The organism is Helicobacter pylori (genome assembly GCF_021062735.1).
GTDB lineage: Bacteria > Campylobacterota > Campylobacteria > Campylobacterales > Helicobacteraceae > Helicobacter > Helicobacter pylori_DN.
In genome coordinates this window covers 82,373-101,072 of the sequence record NZ_JAHXLB010000001.1, presented here as the reverse complement: position 1 = coordinate 101,072, position 18,700 = coordinate 82,373, and the positions used below count along the sequence as shown (strand labels likewise).

General features: G+C 39.5%; 16 protein-coding genes. 6 read left to right on the top strand and 10 right to left on the bottom strand.

Annotated elements, in window-relative coordinates; genetic code table 11:
• Positions 1 to 196 precede the first annotated feature (196 nt).
• From tlpA to KX581_RS00485, 3 genes are all read left to right on the top strand, one after another.
• Positions 197 to 2,224 (top strand): methyl-accepting chemotaxis protein TlpA, encoded by a 2,028-nt coding sequence (gene tlpA, locus KX581_RS00495; protein ID WP_231175299.1) that lies wholly within the window; start codon positions 197 to 199, stop codon positions 2,222 to 2,224.
• Positions 2,224 to 3,330, top strand: a complete 1,107-nt coding sequence (locus KX581_RS00490; RefSeq protein WP_180436501.1) for an epoxyqueuosine reductase QueH — start codon at positions 2,224 to 2,226, stop codon at positions 3,328 to 3,330. The genes tlpA and KX581_RS00490 overlap by 1 nt, the downstream gene beginning before the upstream one ends.
• A 133-nt stretch (positions 3,331 to 3,463) precedes the next feature.
• Positions 3,464 to 4,225 carry an outer membrane beta-barrel protein gene (locus tag KX581_RS00485; RefSeq protein ID WP_231175298.1) on the top strand — a complete coding sequence of 254 codons (762 nt, stop codon included), beginning with the start codon at positions 3,464 to 3,466 and terminating at the stop codon, positions 4,223 to 4,225.
• Here KX581_RS00485 and KX581_RS00480 read toward each other — a convergent pair.
• The 6 genes from KX581_RS00480 to KX581_RS00455 all read right to left on the bottom strand — a co-directional run bounded on the left by KX581_RS00480 (position 4,208) and on the right by KX581_RS00455 (position 11,395).
• Positions 4,208 to 4,990: a glycosyltransferase family 2 protein gene (locus KX581_RS00480; RefSeq protein ID WP_231175297.1), complete on the bottom strand. Its 783-nt coding sequence runs from the start codon at positions 4,988 to 4,990 to the stop codon at positions 4,208 to 4,210. The two genes, KX581_RS00485 and KX581_RS00480, sit on opposite strands and share 18 nt — an antisense overlap.
• 29 nt (positions 4,991 to 5,019) lie before the next feature.
• The gene (gene tlpB, locus KX581_RS00475; RefSeq protein WP_231175296.1) at positions 5,020 to 6,717 is read right to left on the bottom strand and encodes a methyl-accepting chemotaxis protein TlpB; all 1,698 of its coding nucleotides are present in this window, start codon (positions 6,715 to 6,717) and stop codon (positions 5,020 to 5,022) included.
• A gap of 215 nt (positions 6,718 to 6,932) precedes the next feature.
• Positions 6,933 to 8,618 (bottom strand): bifunctional metallophosphatase/5'-nucleotidase, encoded by a 1,686-nt coding sequence (locus KX581_RS00470; protein ID WP_331273808.1) that lies wholly within the window; start codon positions 8,616 to 8,618, stop codon positions 6,933 to 6,935.
• A 199-nt stretch (positions 8,619 to 8,817) separates the two neighbouring features.
• Positions 8,818 to 9,285 carry an S-ribosylhomocysteine lyase gene (locus tag KX581_RS00465; protein WP_164539146.1) on the bottom strand — a complete coding sequence of 156 codons (468 nt, stop codon included), beginning with the start codon at positions 9,283 to 9,285 and terminating at the stop codon, positions 8,818 to 8,820.
• A gap of 29 nt (positions 9,286 to 9,314) precedes the next feature.
• Positions 9,315 to 10,457: a cystathionine gamma-synthase gene (locus tag KX581_RS00460; protein ID WP_231175294.1), complete on the bottom strand. Its 1,143-nt coding sequence runs from the start codon at positions 10,455 to 10,457 to the stop codon at positions 9,315 to 9,317.
• A 20-nt stretch (positions 10,458 to 10,477) separates the two neighbouring features.
• Complete coding sequence (locus KX581_RS00455) at positions 10,478 to 11,395, bottom strand: O-acetylserine-dependent cystathionine beta-synthase (RefSeq protein WP_231175293.1); 918 nt, start codon at positions 11,393 to 11,395, stop codon at positions 10,478 to 10,480.
• 149 nt (positions 11,396 to 11,544) lie between these two features.
• On the opposite strand from KX581_RS00455, the gene KX581_RS00450 reads away from it, so the two are divergent.
• Positions 11,545 to 12,078 (top strand): hypothetical protein, encoded by a 534-nt coding sequence (locus KX581_RS00450; protein ID WP_231175292.1) that lies wholly within the window; start codon positions 11,545 to 11,547, stop codon positions 12,076 to 12,078.
• A 232-nt stretch (positions 12,079 to 12,310) separates the two neighbouring features.
• On the opposite strand, the gene dnaK is transcribed toward KX581_RS00450, so the two are convergent.
• From dnaK to KX581_RS00435, 3 genes are read right to left on the bottom strand one after another with little or no spacing between them, the layout of a single operon-like run.
• Positions 12,311 to 14,173: a molecular chaperone DnaK gene (gene dnaK / locus KX581_RS00445; protein ID WP_021300983.1), complete on the bottom strand. Its 1,863-nt coding sequence runs from the start codon at positions 14,171 to 14,173 to the stop codon at positions 12,311 to 12,313.
• Positions 14,174 to 14,203: 30 nt separating this feature from the next.
• Entirely contained in the window at positions 14,204 to 14,779 is a 576-nt protein-coding gene (grpE, locus tag KX581_RS00440) for a nucleotide exchange factor GrpE (protein WP_231175291.1), read from the bottom strand.
• The gene (locus tag KX581_RS00435; RefSeq protein ID WP_231175290.1) at positions 14,779 to 15,609 is read right to left on the bottom strand and encodes an HrcA family transcriptional regulator; all 831 of its coding nucleotides are present in this window, start codon (positions 15,607 to 15,609) and stop codon (positions 14,779 to 14,781) included. The genes grpE and KX581_RS00435 overlap by 1 nt, the downstream gene beginning before the upstream one ends.
• A gap of 210 nt (positions 15,610 to 15,819) precedes the next feature.
• Here KX581_RS00435 and KX581_RS00430 point away from each other — a divergent pair, with 210 nt between their 5' ends.
• Positions 15,820 to 16,458: a class II aldolase and adducin N-terminal domain-containing protein gene (locus tag KX581_RS00430; protein ID WP_100982392.1), complete on the top strand. Its 639-nt coding sequence runs from the start codon at positions 15,820 to 15,822 to the stop codon at positions 16,456 to 16,458.
• A gap of 20 nt (positions 16,459 to 16,478) precedes the next feature.
• Positions 16,479 to 16,775, top strand: a complete 297-nt coding sequence (locus KX581_RS00425; RefSeq protein ID WP_219025925.1) for a hypothetical protein — start codon at positions 16,479 to 16,481, stop codon at positions 16,773 to 16,775.
• 9 nt (positions 16,776 to 16,784) lie between these two features.
• Here KX581_RS00425 and KX581_RS00420 read toward each other — a convergent pair whose 3' ends face one another.
• Positions 16,785 to 18,668, bottom strand: a complete 1,884-nt coding sequence (locus KX581_RS00420) for a motility associated factor glycosyltransferase family protein (RefSeq protein ID WP_231175289.1) — start codon at positions 18,666 to 18,668, stop codon at positions 16,785 to 16,787.
• Positions 18,669 to 18,700 lie beyond the last annotated feature (32 nt).

Below are 18,700 nucleotides of genomic sequence, written 5' to 3'. Positions count from 1 at the left end.
CCTTTTTATATTATGGATAATTTCAAGTCGTAGCATACCCTAAAAGAGCGAATGCAACCTTAAATGGTTTTTTAATGAGAATGATTGATCGTCTTTTTAACCCAATTTAATTTTTGATTTATGCTTAAAATACTATAATGCGGTTTAAAATTTTGCCGCAAATGGGCAAAAAATTTCATCATGGTAAGGTTGTGTTTTGTCTAAAGGTTTGAGTATCGGTAATAAAATCATATTGTGCGTGGCGTTGATTGTGATCGTGTGCGTGAGCATTTTAGGGGTGTCCTTAAACAGCAGGGTGAAAGAGATTTTAAAAGAAAGCGCTCTGCATTCTATGCAAGATAGTTTGCATTTCAAGGTTAAGGAAGTGCAAGGGGTTTTTGAAAACACTTATACGAGCATGGGCATTGTCAAAGAAATGCTCCCTAAAGACACCAAAAGAGAAATCAAAATCCAATTGTTAAAAAACTTCATTTTAGCCAATTCGCATGTCGCTGGGGTGAGCATGTTTTTTAAAGACAGAGAAGATTTAAGATTAACGCTTTTAAGGGATAACGATACGATTAAGCTAGTAGAAAATCCGTCATTAGGGAATAACCCTTTAGTGCAAAAAGTGATGAAGAATAAAGAAATTTCTAAAAGCTTGGGTTATTATAGGAAAATGCCTAATGGGGCGGAAGTTTATGGGGTTGATATTCTTTTACCTTTATTGAGTGAAAACGCAAAAGAGGTTGTAGGGGCTTTGATGATTTTCTTTTCTATTGACAGCTTCAGTAATGAAATCACTAAAAACAGGAGCGATTTGTTTTTAATTGGCGTTAAAGGTAAAGTGCTTTTGAGCGCGAATAAGAGTTTGCAAGACAGATCTATCGCAGAAATTTATAAGAGCGTGCCTAAAACCACCAACGAAGTGATGGCTATTTTAGAAAACGGCTCTAAAGCGACTTTAGAATACTTAGATCCCTTTAGCCATAAGGAAAATTTTTTAGCCGTTGAAACCTTTAAAATGCTAGGCAAAACAGAAAGTAAAGACAATCTTAATTGGATGATCGCTTTAATCATTGAAAAAGACAAGGTCTATGAGCAAGTAGGCTCGGTGCGTTTTGTGGTGATCGTAGCGAGCACTATCATGGTGTTAGCTTTGATCATAGCGATCACTCTTTTAATGCGAGCGATTGTGAGCAATCGTTTGGAAGTCGTTTCTAGCACCTTGTCTCATTTCTTCAAATTATTGAACAATCAAGCCAATTCCAGCGGTATTAAATTGGTTGAAGCGAAATCTAATGACGAATTAGGGCGCATGCAAACAGCGATCAATAAAAATATTTTGCAAACCCAAAAAACCATGCAAGAAGACAAGCAAGCCGTTCAAGACACCATTAAAGTGGTTTCAGATGTGAAAAAAGGGAATTTTGCGGTGCGCATCACGGCTGAGCCCGCAAGCCCTGATTTGAAAGAATTGAGAGATGCGCTAAATGGGATCATGGATTATTTGCAAGAAAGCGTAGGGACTCACATGCCAAGCATTTTCAAAATCTTTGAAAGCTATTCTGGTTTGGATTTTAGAGGCCGTATCCAAAACGCTTCGGGTAGGGTGGAATTGGTTACTAACGCTTTAGGGCAAGAAATCCAAAAAATGCTAGAAACTTCGTCTAATTTTGCCAAAGATTTAGCGAACGATAGCGCGAATTTAAAAGAATGCGTGCAAGATTTAGAAAAGGCTTCAAACTCCCAACACAAAAGCTTGATGGAAACTTCTAAAACGATAGAAAATATCACCACTTCCATTCAAGGCGTGAGCTCTCAAAGTGAAGCCATGATTGAACAAGGCCAAGACATTAAAAGCATTATAGAAATCATTAGAGATATTGCTGATCAAACCAATCTTTTAGCCCTAAACGCCGCTATTGAAGCCGCAAGAGCGGGCGAGCATGGCAGAGGCTTTGCGGTGGTGGCTGATGAAGTGAGGAAACTCGCTGAAAGGACGCAAAAATCGCTCAGCGAAATTGAAGCTAATATTAATATTCTCGTTCAAAGCATTTCAGACACGAGCGAAAGCATTAAAAACCAGGTTAAAGAAGTAGAAGAAATCAACGCTTCTATTGAAGCCTTAAGATCGGTTACTGAGGGCAATCTAAAAATCGCTAGCGATTCTTTAGAAATCAGTCAAGAAATTGACAAAGTTTCTAACGATATTTTAGAAGATGTGAATAAAAAGCAGTTTTAATGCTCATTCATATTTGCTGCTCAGTGGATAACCTCTATTTTTTAAAAAAGGCTAAAGAGGCTTTTGTGGGTGAAAAAATTGTAGGGTTTTTTTATAACCCCAATATCCACCCTTATAGCGAATACTTGTTGCGTTTAGAAGATGTGAAACGCACTTGCGAGATGCTAGGAATTGAATTGCTTGAGGGCGATTATGAATTAGAAAAATTTTTAGATAAAGCTAAGGGTAAGGAATTGTTAGGGGAAAAAAGCGAACGCTGTTTTGAGTGCTTTGATTTACGCTTAGAAGCGAGCGCGTTGAAGGCCTTTGAATTAGGGGAAGAAAAATTCACCACCACCTTACTCACAAGCCCTAAAAAAGACCCTAACCAGCTCATCGCTAAGGGACAACACATCGCACAAAGGCACAATTTGGAATTTGTTGTGTTTAGAAACGATAATTTTGAACATTTTAAGAGCGAGTTGGATTTAAACTTGCAGGCTTTGGCGAGAGAAAATGAGCTTTATCGGCAAAATTATTGCGGTTGCCAATTCGCTTTAAAAATCCAAAAAGAATCCCAAAACAGAAGCCCCCTTGAGCTTTACTCGCCTTTAAAACGCCAGATTTTACCCGCAAGCGTTGAAGAAAGAACGCAAGTTTTTAGAGCATTAGACGCAGCTAAAAAGGGCGCTAATAAGCCTTTTTTAGCCCAAAAAACGATCGCAACTTACCGCTTATTGAATGGGGGCGTGTGGCTTTCTAAAAATTCAAACCCCTTGAATTGTTATATTTTAGCACGCTCTAAAAGTAAGGCTAAAGTAAGGATCAACGATTTAAGGTGGGTTTTTTCCCAGCGTTTAAGCGCGCTAGTGGGCTATAGCCAAAGAGATGAAACCTTGTTTTTGACTTTGGAAGGCCTTAATACTCTTATGGCAAAAAACTACGATAATTTAAAAGAGTTAAACCTTAACCCCTTAAATTATGAAGAAGAGTTGTCTTTAAGGGCGTTAGTGAGCGGGAGCGAGAGCATAAACCCTATTATCGTGCTAGAAGAACGCATAGAAAAAACCCTTTTTGTAGAAATTAAAAGCATTTTTCAAGAAGAAAAGGTGTTTTATTTGCTCTAAGCCAAACTTTAATTGAGCGATAAATTCTTAAAAAAGCGGTCGTGTTGGGGGGGTTATAGTAAAAACATACAAGTAATTTAAAATCAATTTAAGATAATTAGGCACAATAGCCACAAAAAGTTTAAGGCTGTATTTGAAAACTCTATTTAGTATTTATCTCTTTTTATCGTTGAATCCACTCTTTTTAGAAGCTAAAGAAATCACTTGGTCTCAATTCTTAGAGAATTTTAAAAACAAGAATGAAGACGACAAACCTAAACCCCTAACCCTTGATAAAAACAATGAAAAACAGAAAGTTCTAGACAAAAACCAAGAAATCTTAAAAAGGGCTTTAGAAAAAAGCCTTAAATTTTTCTTTATTTTTGGATACAACTATTCGCAAGCCACTTATTCAACCACTAATCAAAACTTGACTCTTTTGGCTAATAGCATAGGGTTTAATACCGCTACAGGCTTGGAGCATTTTTTAAGAAACCACCCTAAAGTCGGTTTTAGAATCTTTAGCGTCTATAACTATTCCCATTCCGTTTCGCTCTCCCAGCCTCAAATTCTAATGGTGCAAAATTATGGGGGCGCATTAGATTTTTCTTGGATTTTTGTGGATAAAAAAACCTATCGTTTTAGGAGCTATTTAGGAATCGCTTTAGAGCAAGGGGTGTTATTAGTGGATACGATTAAATCCGGCGCTATCACAACAATCATTCCTAGAACCAAGAAAACCTTTTTCCAAGCCCCTTTGCGCTTTGGTTTTATCGTGGATTTTATCGGCTATTTGTCTTTGCAGTTAGGGATTGAAATGCCTTTAGTGAGGAATGTTTTTTACACCTACAACAACCATCAAGAAAGATTCAAACCACGATTTAACGCTAATCTTTCTTTAATCGTTTCGTTTTAGTCCCCCTTTAGATCCCCTTTTAAATAAGCCCATTATTTTCCTAGGGTATTTTAAAAGCATGGAAAAAACATTCGCTTGAATGCCGTTTTCTTGGCATGCTCTCAAATTTTCTTTATTCCTTAATAAAAGGCTTTTAAACCCCCTTGCGCTAACCCCACCGGTGCGCATGATGACTAACACTTCTTTTAAATAAGAAAAGCTTATTTTTTGCACCACAAACAAGCGGATGATCATCTCAAAATCCGCTGAAATCTTATAATCGGTTTTGTAAAGCCCATAGCACTCATAAATGGCTTTTTTGACAAAAAGCGTGGGGTGTGCTGGCACCACGCCATAAAGCAAGGTTTTAGGGTTAAACTCCCCGCTTTCATAATAACGGACCACTTTTTCTAAACAATCAGGTTTGACAAACACCAGATCCGCATACACGCTATCGCAATTTTTCCTCTCAAATTCATGCACCACTTTTTCTACCACAAACTCATCTTTGTAAAAATCATCGCTATTCAATAAAGCGATAATATCCCCACTAGAACGCTTTATGCCTTTATTCATGGCGTCATAAATGCCCTCATCTTTTTCGCTTATTGCGCAAGCGACTTTATCTTTGTATTTTTGAATGATTTCTAAAGTGCTATCCGTGCTAGCCCCGTCTATAATGATGTATTCAATGTTTTTATAAGTTTGATTAAGCACGGAAAGAATGGTGTCTTCAAGGGTTTTTTCGCTATTAAAACACGCCGTGATCACAGAAACTTTTAACAATCCAACCCTTTTTTAATAAAACCCTCCAATTAAGTTTTAAACAAATTCACTTGTTTGTCTAAATTCATGGTCGTTTCGCTCACATGCGTAACGATGTTTAAAATATCTGAAGAATCGGCTAAAGTCTTAGAAGCCACTTTTTCCACTTCTACAAAATCGCTTACCATAGCTTCAATTTGGTGTCCGGATTTGGCGTAATCGTCCATGCTTTGGTTGCTGTCTTGCACGACTGAGCTTAAATTAGAACTCATTTTTTCGTAAGTTTCTTGCACGCTTTTACTCATATCGCTCAAGCGCTCCATTTTTTGCGAATTGAGATTCATTTGCGAGCTTACGGCATTGATTTCTTGGACAATCACCATGATAGTGGAATTGATTTCAGCTAAAGACTTTTGAGTGCGCCCGGCTAAATTCCTAACCTCATCAGCCACCACCGCAAAGCCTCTGCCATGCTCGCCAGCCCTTGCAGCTTCAATAGCAGCGTTTAGAGCTAAAAGATTGGTTTGATCGGCAATATCATTGATAATATCCAAAATGGATTTGACATCATCAGCGTTACGGCTTAGTTGCTCCACTTTGCTAGAGAGTTCCTCTTCAGTGTGCGCGCTCTCTGTGATTTGAGAAAATAAATCCCCAATCGCATCCTTGCTCTCTTTGACCAGCCCTTGCGTTTCAATCAAACGCTTCCTTAACCCTTGAGACTGCTCTATGGAAGCATTCATCATGCCCGCTATATCAGTGGCTTTATTTTTTACGGAATTTAAGGTGGTTGAGGAATTTTCCATGCTCTTTTGGGTTTCTTGCGCGATTTGGACTAATTTATCCATTGAAGTTTTATTGAGGGTGGAAATCCCTTTAATCTCTTCCATAATCAAGCGGGCGTTTTCCACAAACAAATTGACCCCACGGCCCACTTGCGAGATTTCATCGTTGCGATCACCCACATCAATTTTGATCCTCAAATCCTTATCCCCATGGCTAAAAGCGTTGATTTTAAGGACTAGTTCATCAATGTGTTTCACGATCCTTAATTTAGCGTATATGAGCGTCAAAACCACTAACGCTATCGTCGCTGTCAGTATCCAAAGGAATAATTTCGTGGTGTTTTCATTAAAAACCTTATTCACGCCTTCTTTGATCGCTTTATTTTCGGTGTTAATGTCAGTGTAATAAGAAGTCGTTGCGATCACCATTTGAGACACCTCATCATAATGCGAGTAGGCGAATTTTTTCTCCGGCACGCCTCCATCGTATTTAGGCATTTTATAATAAGTGTAGCCTCCCCCTTTTTTAGCCGCTTCCAAATACCCCCTAACATAATACACCCCATCAACGCTCTGAGCGTCAAGCCCTGATTGGCCTACGGTTTTAGGATTGACCGGATCAAACAATACTACCCCGTTTTTATCCACCACCACCATGTAAATCATGCCCTTATCGTCGTTAATGCGTTTAAAATAATCCAACGCCATTTTTCTTGCAGTAGCATTATCAAAACTTTTGTAATATTCATGAATGCCCTGTTCAATAATCTCTGTCATGTAAGCGAGCGTTTTTTCACGCTTTTTGTATTGTCCGGTTTCTAAATGCTCCATGAGTTGTGCTAACACATCTTTTTGCATAACCTTTACAAAACCAATAAAAAGCCCCCCTAAACCTAAAAGAGCGGCTAACACGACCAGCATGATACGAGTCCCTAACGAAGCAAACATTGAAGAAAACATCATTTATCTCCTATAAATCATTTTTAAGTCAAACCCTAATTTTAGAGTTTAGCTTCCAAATGTACCCCCCCCCCCCCCGAAAAATGAGAAGAGACACAAAGTAAAATTAAACCCCGGTTGTTTGAAAACCGCCAAAAAAGTGAAAAGCCAACAATCTAGGATTATAGAACACTCTTTCTTAAGTTAGGATTAAAGATAAATAATAAAAATAAAAAATCTTATTTAACTTCACTCTCTTTAATGGATTTGACATTCAAAGTCCTCCCGTCTTTTGAAGTGGGGATTTTGATGCTCCCCTCTTTTAACTTTTCTCTCAATTTTTCCAACAACGGGTTTTTGAAATCGTAGTTGATGATTTCCCAGTTATGTTCCAATTCAGGGGTTACCTTCCCGCCTTTTTCTTCTGTGATGTATTTGATGATTAAATCCCGTATTTGCCCATTATCTTGCAATGCATCGTAAGAATTATAATACCTATCAGCATCTGCAACCAAATTCAATGTCGTGGATAATGTCCCAAATCGGTAATTGTTGATCGCTAATTTATAGATTGCTTTGGGGTCAATGGGTTTGTTGTTGATTGTTGGATTAATGATCCTTGATCCGGTGGGTTTTGTAACATCAACCTGGTATTTCACGCCAGAAAACATATCAAAGTTATAGCCACGAATATTTTCATTAAAACTGATCGTCAAATCTCCTGGTTGCAACTGATTGTAAAATTGATACGACCATTCCATGTATTTCAACAGATTTTCACCCGTTATTTTCACTCCAATGAGCGTATTAGCGAACTTGTAAATATAAGCGACATCTTTTCTTTTGAAAGGCCCTTTTTTCAAATTGGCGCCAAAATTGAATAAGGCTGCCGCTGAAACATCGGCTTTTGCATAATATTTTTGCACTTTATTGATCAATTCTATCACCGGCGTTTCTTGCAATGCGGCGGTGGGCATCGTGGTGATTTTTTCTTCTCCTGTGATAAAATCAGGCCTGTCAATAAAGGTTTTTGTCACTTCGCCGACCACTTCATTAGCGTATTCTTTTGATTTTTTATCCACATATTCATATTTTTTCGCTAATTCTTCATCTTCTGGCACGCCTTTTGTGGGTAAATTTTCAGTCGTTATGATTTTTTTCTTCGTTTTGGTGTCAAACACCACCACGCCTTTTGCCAGATAAGCCCCATACGCTCCAGGCTCAATGGTATGCACCTTTCCTATTTTGGTGTTATAAACCGCATGCTCATGCCCTGCAAAAATGATGTCAAATTGCGGGAATTTTTTCGCTAGATCAGGGACTCCATCGCCACCTTTCTCATCTTCTCGCCCCAAATGAAAAGCGCCAATCAAAATATCATACTTCCCTTTTAGCTCTTTTAAGGCCTTTTTTAACGCTTCTTTGGCGTCCAAAAACTCCAATCCTGCAAAATGTTCAGGCGTAGCGGCTTCCCAAGTGGGGATATGCGGCACCACATACCCCACAACCGCCACTCTCACGCCATCAATTTTCTTAATAATATAAGGTTTTACAAACGGCTTATTGTCCGCAGTTTTGATGATATTTGCATTCACAACATCGCCATTAAACCCCTTGATATTTTTCTCTAAAAAATCCTTGCTGAAATTAAACTCGTGATTCCCAAGCACACGAATATCAAATTTCAAATCATTTTCGGCTAAGATTAGCGGGTGGATAGGCTCATCATTAAACAACTCCGCGCTATTACCCTGCAACAAATCCCCGCTGTCAATCAAAACCACATTTTTATTCTCAGCCCTTTGCTTTTTGATCAAAGTTGCAATCCTTGTTAAGCCATTATTGGGTTTTTGCTCGCCAGTCGCATAATCATACGAAAAAAGCCGCCCATGAATGTCTGAAGTTTCTAAAAACACTATTTTCACTTCTTTTGCAGATATTGAAAGCGTTAGCGTTAAAAAAATGACTAAGATCAATTTTTTCATTGAAATCCTTCTAAACCAAGAAATTCACAACATTAATTTTTACATAATATTAACACTGATACGATGATTTTTGATTGGAATGTAACGCTAAAATGGGTAAAGATAAGGGAGTAGGGGAGTAAAAATCACCCCCCACCAATCAAACCCCCACTTCAGACCATTCAGCGCGTTTGTCTAAAAAAGCGCGTGCTAAATTTTGTGCACCCTCTAAAGTGTGGTTAGCCGCCCAACCGCATTGCTTTTCATTGCTGGCAGGCACTTCTTTAGCCTTCAACACATCTTGCATCGTCTTTTCTAAAACCTCTAAAACCTCTGTGTAATTGTCATGGTTTAACACCGTGAGATAAAATCCCGTTTGGCAACCCATAGGCGACCAATCCACGACATAACTGGCATGGTTGCGGATAATTTCAGCGACTAAATGCTCTAAAGAATGTAAGCTTGGCATGTCCATGTGATCCTTATTGGGCTGCTTGAAGCGCACATCGTATTTGACAATCAAATCCCCATTAACGCCCTTTTTGCGATCAGCGATACGCACATAAGGGGCTTTGACTTTGGTGTGATCCAAATTAAAACTCTCTACATTCATTTTTGGCGTTTTCATGTTTTTAACTCCTTTATAAATGGTAAATTTTAGCCTATTTTAGCGAACGCTTGCTCTAAATCTTCTAACAAATCCTGTTCATGCTCAATCCCTACAGACAAGCGCACCAGACCATCTCTAATCCCGGCAGCTTCTCGTTGCGCTTTGGGGATACACGCATGGGTCATAAATGCCGGAATCCCCACCAAACTTTCCACTCCGCCCAAACTCTCGCCCAAAATGAATAGTTTAAGGCTTTCTACAAAAGCAACCGCCTCGCTGTCATTTTTGAGAGTGAAAGAGAGCATCCCGCTAAAGCCACGCATCTGTTTTTTGGCTAGTTCGTGGTTAGGGTGAGTGCTTAGACCTGGGTAATAAACCTTTTCTACTTTAGGGTGTTTTTTCAAAAACTCAGCCACGCAAAGGGCGTTTTTTTGGTGGGCTTCCATGCGCAATCCTAGCGTTTTAATCCCTCTTTGCAACAGCCAGCTGTCTTGAGGGCCTAAAACCCCACCGATAGCGTTTTGGAAAAAAGCGATCTCTTGGGCTAGCGCTTCATTATTAGTGGTTACAAGCCCAGCGACCACATCGCTATGACCGCCCAAGTATTTGGTGCCGCTATGCGCCACAATGTCCGCCCCCAAAAGAAGCGGGTTTTGGCAATAGGGGGTGGCAAAGGTGTTATCCACGATAGTGAGCAAGCCATGATCTTTAGCAACACTAGCGCATTGCGCTAAATCCGTGATTTTAAGCAAGGGGTTACTAGGGGTTTCTAAATAAAGGGCTTTGGTGTTGGGCTTGATAGCCTTTTTAATTTGGGATATATCGCTAGTGTCTATAATGGTGCAAGAAAGGTTGTTTTTGACAAGCACTTTATTGAACAAGCGGAAAGTCCCCCCATAAACATCATCGCCTAATAACACATGATCGCCTGATTGCAAGAGAGAAAAAACGGCGTGGATCCCGGTTAAACCAGAGGCAAAAGCAAACCCCTTAACCCCCCCCTCTAAATCAGCGATGAGTTCTTCTAAAGCAAAGCGTGTGGGGTTGCCTGAGCGAGAGTATTCATAGCCCTTATGGCGGCCTATGGCGTCTTGGCGGTAGGTGGAAGTTTGATAAATAGGCACGCTCACCGCCCCCGTTGTCGCATCCTCACTAATGCCCCCATGGATTAATTTGGTTTGCATGTGCATGATTTTTCCTTTTTATGAATTTATGAATAAATACCTTTAGAAAGATAACGATCGGCAACATCCGGGAAAATGGTTAAAACCTGGCTGCCTTCAGGAAGGCGTTGCACTTCTTTCAATGCTGCTACAAAAGCCGCCCCGCTAGAGCTCCCCACTAATAAGCCGTTTTTTTTGGCTAACTCCCTAGTGTAGCTAAAACCCTCTTCATCTGAAATCGTTTCAAAGCCATCAATATCCAAGTTTGCAAAAAAAGGGGGGATAAACTCCACGCCAATGCCCTCAATCTCATGAGGCCCAGGCTCTCCCCCATTTAAAATAGAACCCTCCGGCTCTACCCCAATCAAGCGAATCGTAGGAATGCGTTCTTTCAAATACCTAGCTGTGCCCGCAAAAGTGCCACCACTCCCTATCCCGGCTACAAAACTCGTAAGCCCTATGCCTAATTCTTGGATAATCTCAGGGGCTAGGGTGTGGTAGTAAGCGGCGGGATTATTAGGGTTTTCAAATTGCAAGGGCAAATAGCTATCAGGGATACTTTCGGCTAACTCTTTACTTTTTTTAATGGCGCCAGAAATCCCTTCACTAGTAGGCGTGTTGATCACTTTAGCCCCCAAAGCCCTCATGATTTGCTGTTTTTCTGCGCTGAATTTTTCCGGGACAACAAAGATGGTTTTTAGGTGGTGCTTGAGCGCTACTAAAGCTAGAGCGATGCCGGTATTGCCTGCAGTAGGCTCAATGATGGTTGTTTTAGAAGTGATTTTACTCGTTTTAAACCCTTCTTCTATAAGATATTGTCCTAAGCGATCTTTAACGCTTCCTCCCGGGTTTAAATGCTCTAGTTTGGCGTAAATGGCGGACTTTATGGGAATGGGGTAATCCTTGCTGGTGAATTTAAAAACGGGAGTGCGGCCTATGGCGTCTTGCATTGTGGTGATAATCATCATTCCTCCTATAACAAACAATAAAATTCAATTTTGCGATTATGCCTAAACTCGTTAAATGGAATAAGTTTAGGGTAAAATGTTGGTTTATTGAGGTGGATTAGAAAACGATAGAATGGAATGAAGAGCAAAGAAAAGCGTTCCAAGACTTGTTAAGAGAATTTGTAGCACTAATTGATGCTAAAGTGCAAGAAGGGAGACAAACAGGCAAAACCCCAACGAACCCAAAATACGCTTCATACCAAAGAGGGCTGAACAAGTTTTTAACGCCATGGGGTTATGCGTGCAAAATCAGTCCTGGCAGCCATGGGCGTTTATCCCATGAGCCATCAATCGCCTTTTGCCGTCAGGATATTTTAGGGGAAGGGTTTGTCAATGGTGAGAAACCAACCCCAAAAAAAGGTTTTTACCTTTGGCTTGCTTACTATTGGCGCAACGATTCAGAAAAGTTTTATCTTTGCATAGGTCGATCCATAGAGAAAGATGGGGAAAAAGAGTGTCAAAAATGCCCAGCGTATGACAAAATCATTGATCCTAATGGAGACACATACTACCAAGAGATCTATGACGATTTAGAATCCCATCTTGAAAACATTACCAACGATTTTTTACGCTTTGCTAACGAATTCAATCAAATCCCCACTGCGTGTTTTGAATTAGAGCCATCTAGCGCAAGCCATTAAAAATAACCCCATACCAAAAAGGAACTCTCTCATAAGGGATTTTCCTAAAATCCCACCAACGCTTTTTAAGCTAAACCTTAAAAAAGCTATCGCTTGATTACAATCAAGCTTTGATATTTGGATTAAAAACGCTATTTTTAGATTTTGCAATCAGTATCCCATTAATGAATACCAAAAAGCAAGCAAGTTTTCATTAAAAACCGCCCACTTGAAAGAAGTTTTTAAAAGCGTTTCACTCCACTTCCGCATCAATCACATCATCGTCTTTTTTCTTGGGCTGCTCGGCGTTGTTTTTATTCGCCATGGCTTCGCCTAATTTTTGAGCCGCTTGCGCTAATAATTTTGTCTTGTCTTCAAGCTCAGCTTTAGTAGCGTTATCGTTTTTGACGCACTCTTTAAGAGCGTTAATGGCGTTTTGAATCTCGTTGGCGTCGTTTTCATTCAAATTCGTTTTATGCTCATCAAGGCTCTTTTGGGTTTGGTGCGCCAAACTATCGGCATGGTTTCTCGCTTCAATCACTTCTTTTTTCCTAGCGTCTTCTTCTTTGTGCAATTCAGCGTCTTTAACCATTTTTTCAATTTCGCTATCAGACAACCCGCTAGAGCCAGAAATTTTAATCTCTTGGCTTTTACCGGTATTTTTATCCTGCGCTGACACGGTTAAAATCCCGTTAGCGTCAATATCAAAGGTTACTTCAATTTGTGGCACGCCTCTTGGAGCGGGCGCGATGCCTTGCAAATCAAATTTACCCAACGATTTATTATCCCTTGCCAATTCCCTCTCACCCTGTAAAACCATAATGGACACAGCGGGCTGGTTGTCTTCAGCGGTTGAGAACACTTGAGATTTTTTCGCCGGGATAGTCGTGCCTCTATCAATCACTTTAGTCATCACGCCCCCTAAAGTTTCAATCCCAAGGCTTAAAGGCGTAACATCTAATAAAAGCACATCTTTCACATCGCCTTTTAACACGCCTCCTTGAATACTCGCACCCACCGCCACGACTTCATCAGGATTGACGCTTTTATTCAACTCTTTGTTGATAAAGGCTTTCACCCTTTCTTGGACTTTAGGGATACGAGTGGAGCCGCCCACCATCACCACTTCTGAAATCTCATTTTTGGTTAGCCCTGCGTCTTTGATCACGCCTTCAATTTTAGAAATCGTTTCTTCCACTAGATCTTCTGTCAAGCTTTCAAATTTAGCCCTAGTGAGTTTTTTCACCAAGTGTTTAGGCCCGGTAGCGTCTGCGGTGATAAAGGGCAAATTGATTTCAGTCTCCATCGCAGAGCTCAATTCTTTTTTAGCGTTTTCAGCCGCTTCTTTCAAGCGTTGCAACGCCATCACATCGTTTTTAATTTCAATGCCCGTTTCGCTTTTAAACTCACTCGCTAAGAAATCAATCACACGATTGTCAAAATCATCGCCCCCTAAGAACGCATCGCCCCCTGTGGCTAAAACTTCTACGACATTATCGCCTGTTTCTAAAACGGTAACATCAAAAGTCCCCCCACCCAAATCATAAACCATGATTTTTTCGCTCTCTTTTTTATCCAAGCCATAAGCTAACGCCGCGCTTGTAGGCTCATTGATGATCCTTAAAACATTAAGTCCTGCAATCGTGCCGGCTTCTTTAGTCGCTTTCCTTTGGCTGTCGTTAAAATAAGCCGGAACCGTGATCACCGCTTCAGTAACGCTCTCGCCCAAATAACTTTCAGCGTCTTCTTTGAGCTTCATTAAGATTTTGGCTGAAATCTCTTGAGGGGTATAAACTTTACCCGAAATTTCAATCGCGCAAGCCCCATTCCTATCCACAATCTTATAAGGCAAGCGTTTTTCGGCCTCTTTAGCCTTATCTTCATTAAACATCAAACCCATGATTCTTTTAATGGAATAAATGGTTTTTTCTGGATTGGTTACCGCTTGTCTTTTCGCACTCTCGCCCACTAAAATCTCGCCCTTATCCGTAAAGGCTACAATAGAAGGAGTGGTGTTTTTACCCTCTTTATTAGCAATAATCTTTGCTTCATTGCCTTCATAAACCGCCATTGCGGAGTTAGTTGTCCCTAAATCAATTCCAATAACTTTTCCCATGTGTTATCCTTTCTTTTAAAATAAATGTTTTTAATCGTTTTTAGCAATGCTCACCATTGCCGGCCTCAAAACCCTACCCTTATACTTGTAGCCTTGTTGCAAAACTTGCACGATTTTCCCGTTTTCTTTTTCTTCGCTTTTGACTTGCATGATCGCATTGTGGAAATTGGGATCAAATTCTTCTAAGCATTCAATCCCTTCAATGCCATGCTTTGCCAAAACTTCATGCAACTTTTCCATCGTAAGCTCCAAGCCCTTGGTTAAAGCGCTCTCTTTATCCACTTCTATAGCGCTTCTATGAGCCCCAAGAAGCGCATCAATCACCGGCAATAGATCCAATGCGATTTTTTCATACGCATACTCTAACGCCATGCTCTTGTCTCTTTCTAAGCGCTTTTTCACATTTTCAAAATCCGCATGCACTCTTAAGTATTTTTCGCGCATTTCTTGGTATTTAAGCTCAAAATCTTCCTTAATCTCGCATTCTTTTTCGCTCGCTTCTTGCATTTCTTCACCTTGTTGTTCGTTGCAAGTGCAAGCCTTTTCGTAAAACTCTAGCTCATTTTGGCTTAAATGATCGTGTTCTTGGTTGTGTCCATCTTTCATTATTCCTCCTTAGAAATGGTTTGAAAAAACCCTTCATAATCGCATTCCAATTTCCCCACGCAAAGCAGTTGCATCCGCTTGTTTTGAAATTCTATAGGGCGCGTTACTAGCATGCAATCAGGCTCTATAAAATGCAAAGGCTTTTTCAAACGCTCTAAAACTTTACCCCCTAAAATGTCAAAAAATAAAGGGCTGTTTAAAAGCGTTTTTAACCCCATTAGATTAAAGCGTGTGATTTGCATGTTGGAATACTCCAAGCGCTCTAATTGCCTAGCCAAACTCAACGCATTGACAGAAGCAGCGATTGAGCGCACTTCTTTAACGCTTCTACCCACAAGCTCTAATAAAAATTTCTCCATTTTAACGCTGTAACTCATCGTGCAAGAAAACGCCAAAAAGTCCAAAATCAAAAAGCGTTTTTCGCACTCAATGACTCTTTCTAAACGCTCCAAACTCGGTTTTTTTAACAGCGTAAAAAGCCCAAAATTTTCACTCGCGCTTTTTAGGTGTTTTTCATTCACCTTTAAAACTTCAAAGCGCAACGACTTTTGCCAATAGTTTTCAAACGCCTTAAAAGTGGGTAATCTAGCACCGCTAGAATGGGCTTGATAAAGCATGCCCTCTTTAGAAAGGGTTTGAAAATAATTCCTAATCGTCGCACAAGATATTTTCAAGTTTGCCAACTCTTTTAAGCGTTTAGAGCTAATGGGTTCTAAAATCTGCAGATAGGTTTTAACAAACGCATCTAACAAACTCTCTTTTTTATTCAAATTAGAACCTACTTTAATTCTTCTTAACATCATTATTTGAAAAATCTCGTCAATCACCATTCTTGATGAAAGAACCCTCGCATTATAGCATAAAAAGTTAATAATCTATCACTTGTTTTAAAAAAGTGATAAAAATTACCCGATTTTTCTTTAAAGTTTAGTCTATATCACTAAAATTATTTACTAGCATTAAATTAGGATTTTTTATAGATTTGATTTAATTTAGATCTATTGGGCAACTAATACCTTTTATTAAAAAAACTTGTTATCATGTTAAACATGAACACACACACAAGAGGCATTGACAGCAATCTGATTTATTCGCTCCAAAGCATTTCATTATCCATGTTTAGAAAGGGTTTTTTTGGGCTTTATCAAGGATCCATTTCAGCGCGCATTGGTGCAAATCAGTTTGTGATCAATAAAAGAAACGCTGTTTTTGATCAATTGAATGAAAACACCTTACTGGTCTTGCATGACAAGATAGATTACCGCTGGAAAGAAGCGAGCCTGGATTCGCCCATTCATGCGAGCGTGTATCGGGAGTTTTTGGACGCTAAATTCATCGCTTACGTGCGCCCTCCTTATAGTTTGGCGTATTCCTTGCGCCACAACCGATTGCTCCCTAGGGATTATTTAGGGTATCGTTCTTTGGGCGAAGAAATTTCCATTTTTAACCCCAAAGATTATGACAGCTGGCAAGAAAGAGCGGATACAGAAATTTTACGCCAGTTGCAAGAGAGCAAAAAATATTTTGTTTTCATTAAGGGGTGTGGGATTTTTGCCTACCACAGAGAGCTTTCTAAACTCATGGAAGTTTTTGATTTGATTGAAAACTCATGCAAGGTTTTACGATTGGGCGATTTAATGGATTATTGCTATAATGATGATCCACGATTGAGCGTGTAAAAAGCTAAAAAGGATAAAACATGACCATCAACACCCATTACACCCCTAATTTCACGCAGCTCCAAACCTTGAACAATATCAATAATGACGCAACCATAAAAGACAGGAATCAAGCAGAGCAGGATTTACAACAAAGCAGTATTCAAGATGGTTTCAGCCAAGATAATGCACAAAACGCCCCTGATTTTGACAGGCTACAAGCTTTAAACGCTATCAATAACGACGGCGAAATTAAAGATAGATCCCAAGTTGAGAAAAATCTTGCTAGTGGCGAAAATATCCCTGAAATTTATTCCAGCCTAGACACATACGCTTAAAAACGGGTTTTACCACTCTTTCAAAGCCATTTTGATCGCTTCTATCACGCAATCCATCCCACCCGCTAAACTAAAAAGCCAGTATTTGTGCGCGTAAATGTATTCTAATTGCTTAGCCCTTAATTCGTCTTCATTACTCGTTTTTTTACACACGATTTCAGCGATGTGCAATTCCTGATGGAAGATGTAAGATTGTATCGCATCCATAAAATACGAATTGAATCGCTTGTCGTCAAAAAGCTCTTTAACGTTATCAATTTCAGCGCTCAAATTTTCTAATGCTTTAAAATCCAACTCTTCTAATTTTTTTTCTTCATGAAGCTTTTCCACTTCTTCTAAAAATGGCGCCACTTTCAAAAACACTTCTTCAACTTGAGTTTTTTTCTCATTGGCGTATTTGATGATCTCTTCGCATTTTTGCCTAGCGATCTTTAAGTTTTTAGCCTGTTCTGATTGAGTGGGATAAATAAGATTAATAGGAGGCTTTGGCTTGGATTTGTCTATTTTTTCGCACACTTCTTTAAAGGGCATTTCTTTAGCCCCTTTAATCCTAGCCCCCCCTTCAGTAGCGTTAATGACTTCTAATTTATAGGGCGTGTTAAAAATATCTTTTTCAAAAAATTCTAAGAAAAGTTTCCACACTAAAGTGGTTTCTACTTCCCCATTACCCCCATATTTTTCTATAAAAATCTTATCTTTATCTTTTTTAGGCTTGATCTCTTTATCGCCATAAATCGCCCCACTAGCGTGGCTGTTACCACTTTGTGAAAAGCTCAAATCTTGCCCGATAAACACGCATCTTTTGAAACGAGAATGCACCACTAATTCATACGCCATGTTCGCTGCGCTCATGCCTATGCCCACATAGCCATACTGGTGCAAACCAAAAAGGTTAGTATAACCAAAGGGGCGGAAACTGAATTGTTTAACCCCCTTTTTAATCGCTTGAATCAATCGTTTATGCACAATAGAAGTCAGAGCAAAAATAACGCCTTCTTGAAAATCTAAGGGGGTTTCTTCGTAAAATTTCGCCGTTAAATCCACCCTTTCTAAAGACAGCACAATATCAGGCTTGATACCGGCTTTAGCTAAAATAGGGAAAGAAGCGTCTATGCAAAAAAGCGTGGCGTAGGGCGCGATTTCTTTTAAAAGGGGGAGTTGCTTATTTAAACTGGGCCCGGTTGAAACGATAATAGCGGTGTCTCTGTTTTTTAAAGCGTTCACAAAATCCACCAAACTAGGGCTTTTGATGACTTCAGGCAAATTAGCGGCATGCTGTTTGATGCCTATGAGCGCATCTTTAGCGTCATTGCCCACGCTAATAGCGCCATGCTCTAAAGCGCGCGTGAAATGCTGGTTGATTTCTATTATTTGATGAGAGTATCGTTCATAATAAGCGTTAAAAAGTTTTAAATCATACATTCTTGCGTATAAACGAGATTTTTTATCCATATCAAACAATGAAGCGATCATGTTGTAATGGCAAAAAGCCGCATGCAATAAAATCAAACGATTTTCTAAAATCTCAGTGGAAAAATCCAAAAGATTCAACACAATAAAAATAACCTCTATTTCAGGCTCAATGACCACCAAGCGTTTTAAATTTTCATTGCCTAAAAGCAAGCGATAAAACACCCCATTACCCAAACCAAAATAATACAAATAAGGATAAAGCATGTAAATTTCGCTATTTTTGTATAGCTCTAAGCTTGAATCTAGCGGGCTTTTTTCAAATAAGGGCGTGTTTGTTTCTTTATCTAAGAGGTTGAAATTCGCGCTATCATTCCCTAAAAACACTTCGTATTTTTTGTTTTCTTTAATGGCTTTGAGCTTTGCGAACAAGAGAGGGTCTTTTTTGAAAAGAGCTTGCAAGTTTTTTTGATAAATATCCATCATTCTAACTTATAAAAATAACTGATAAAAAG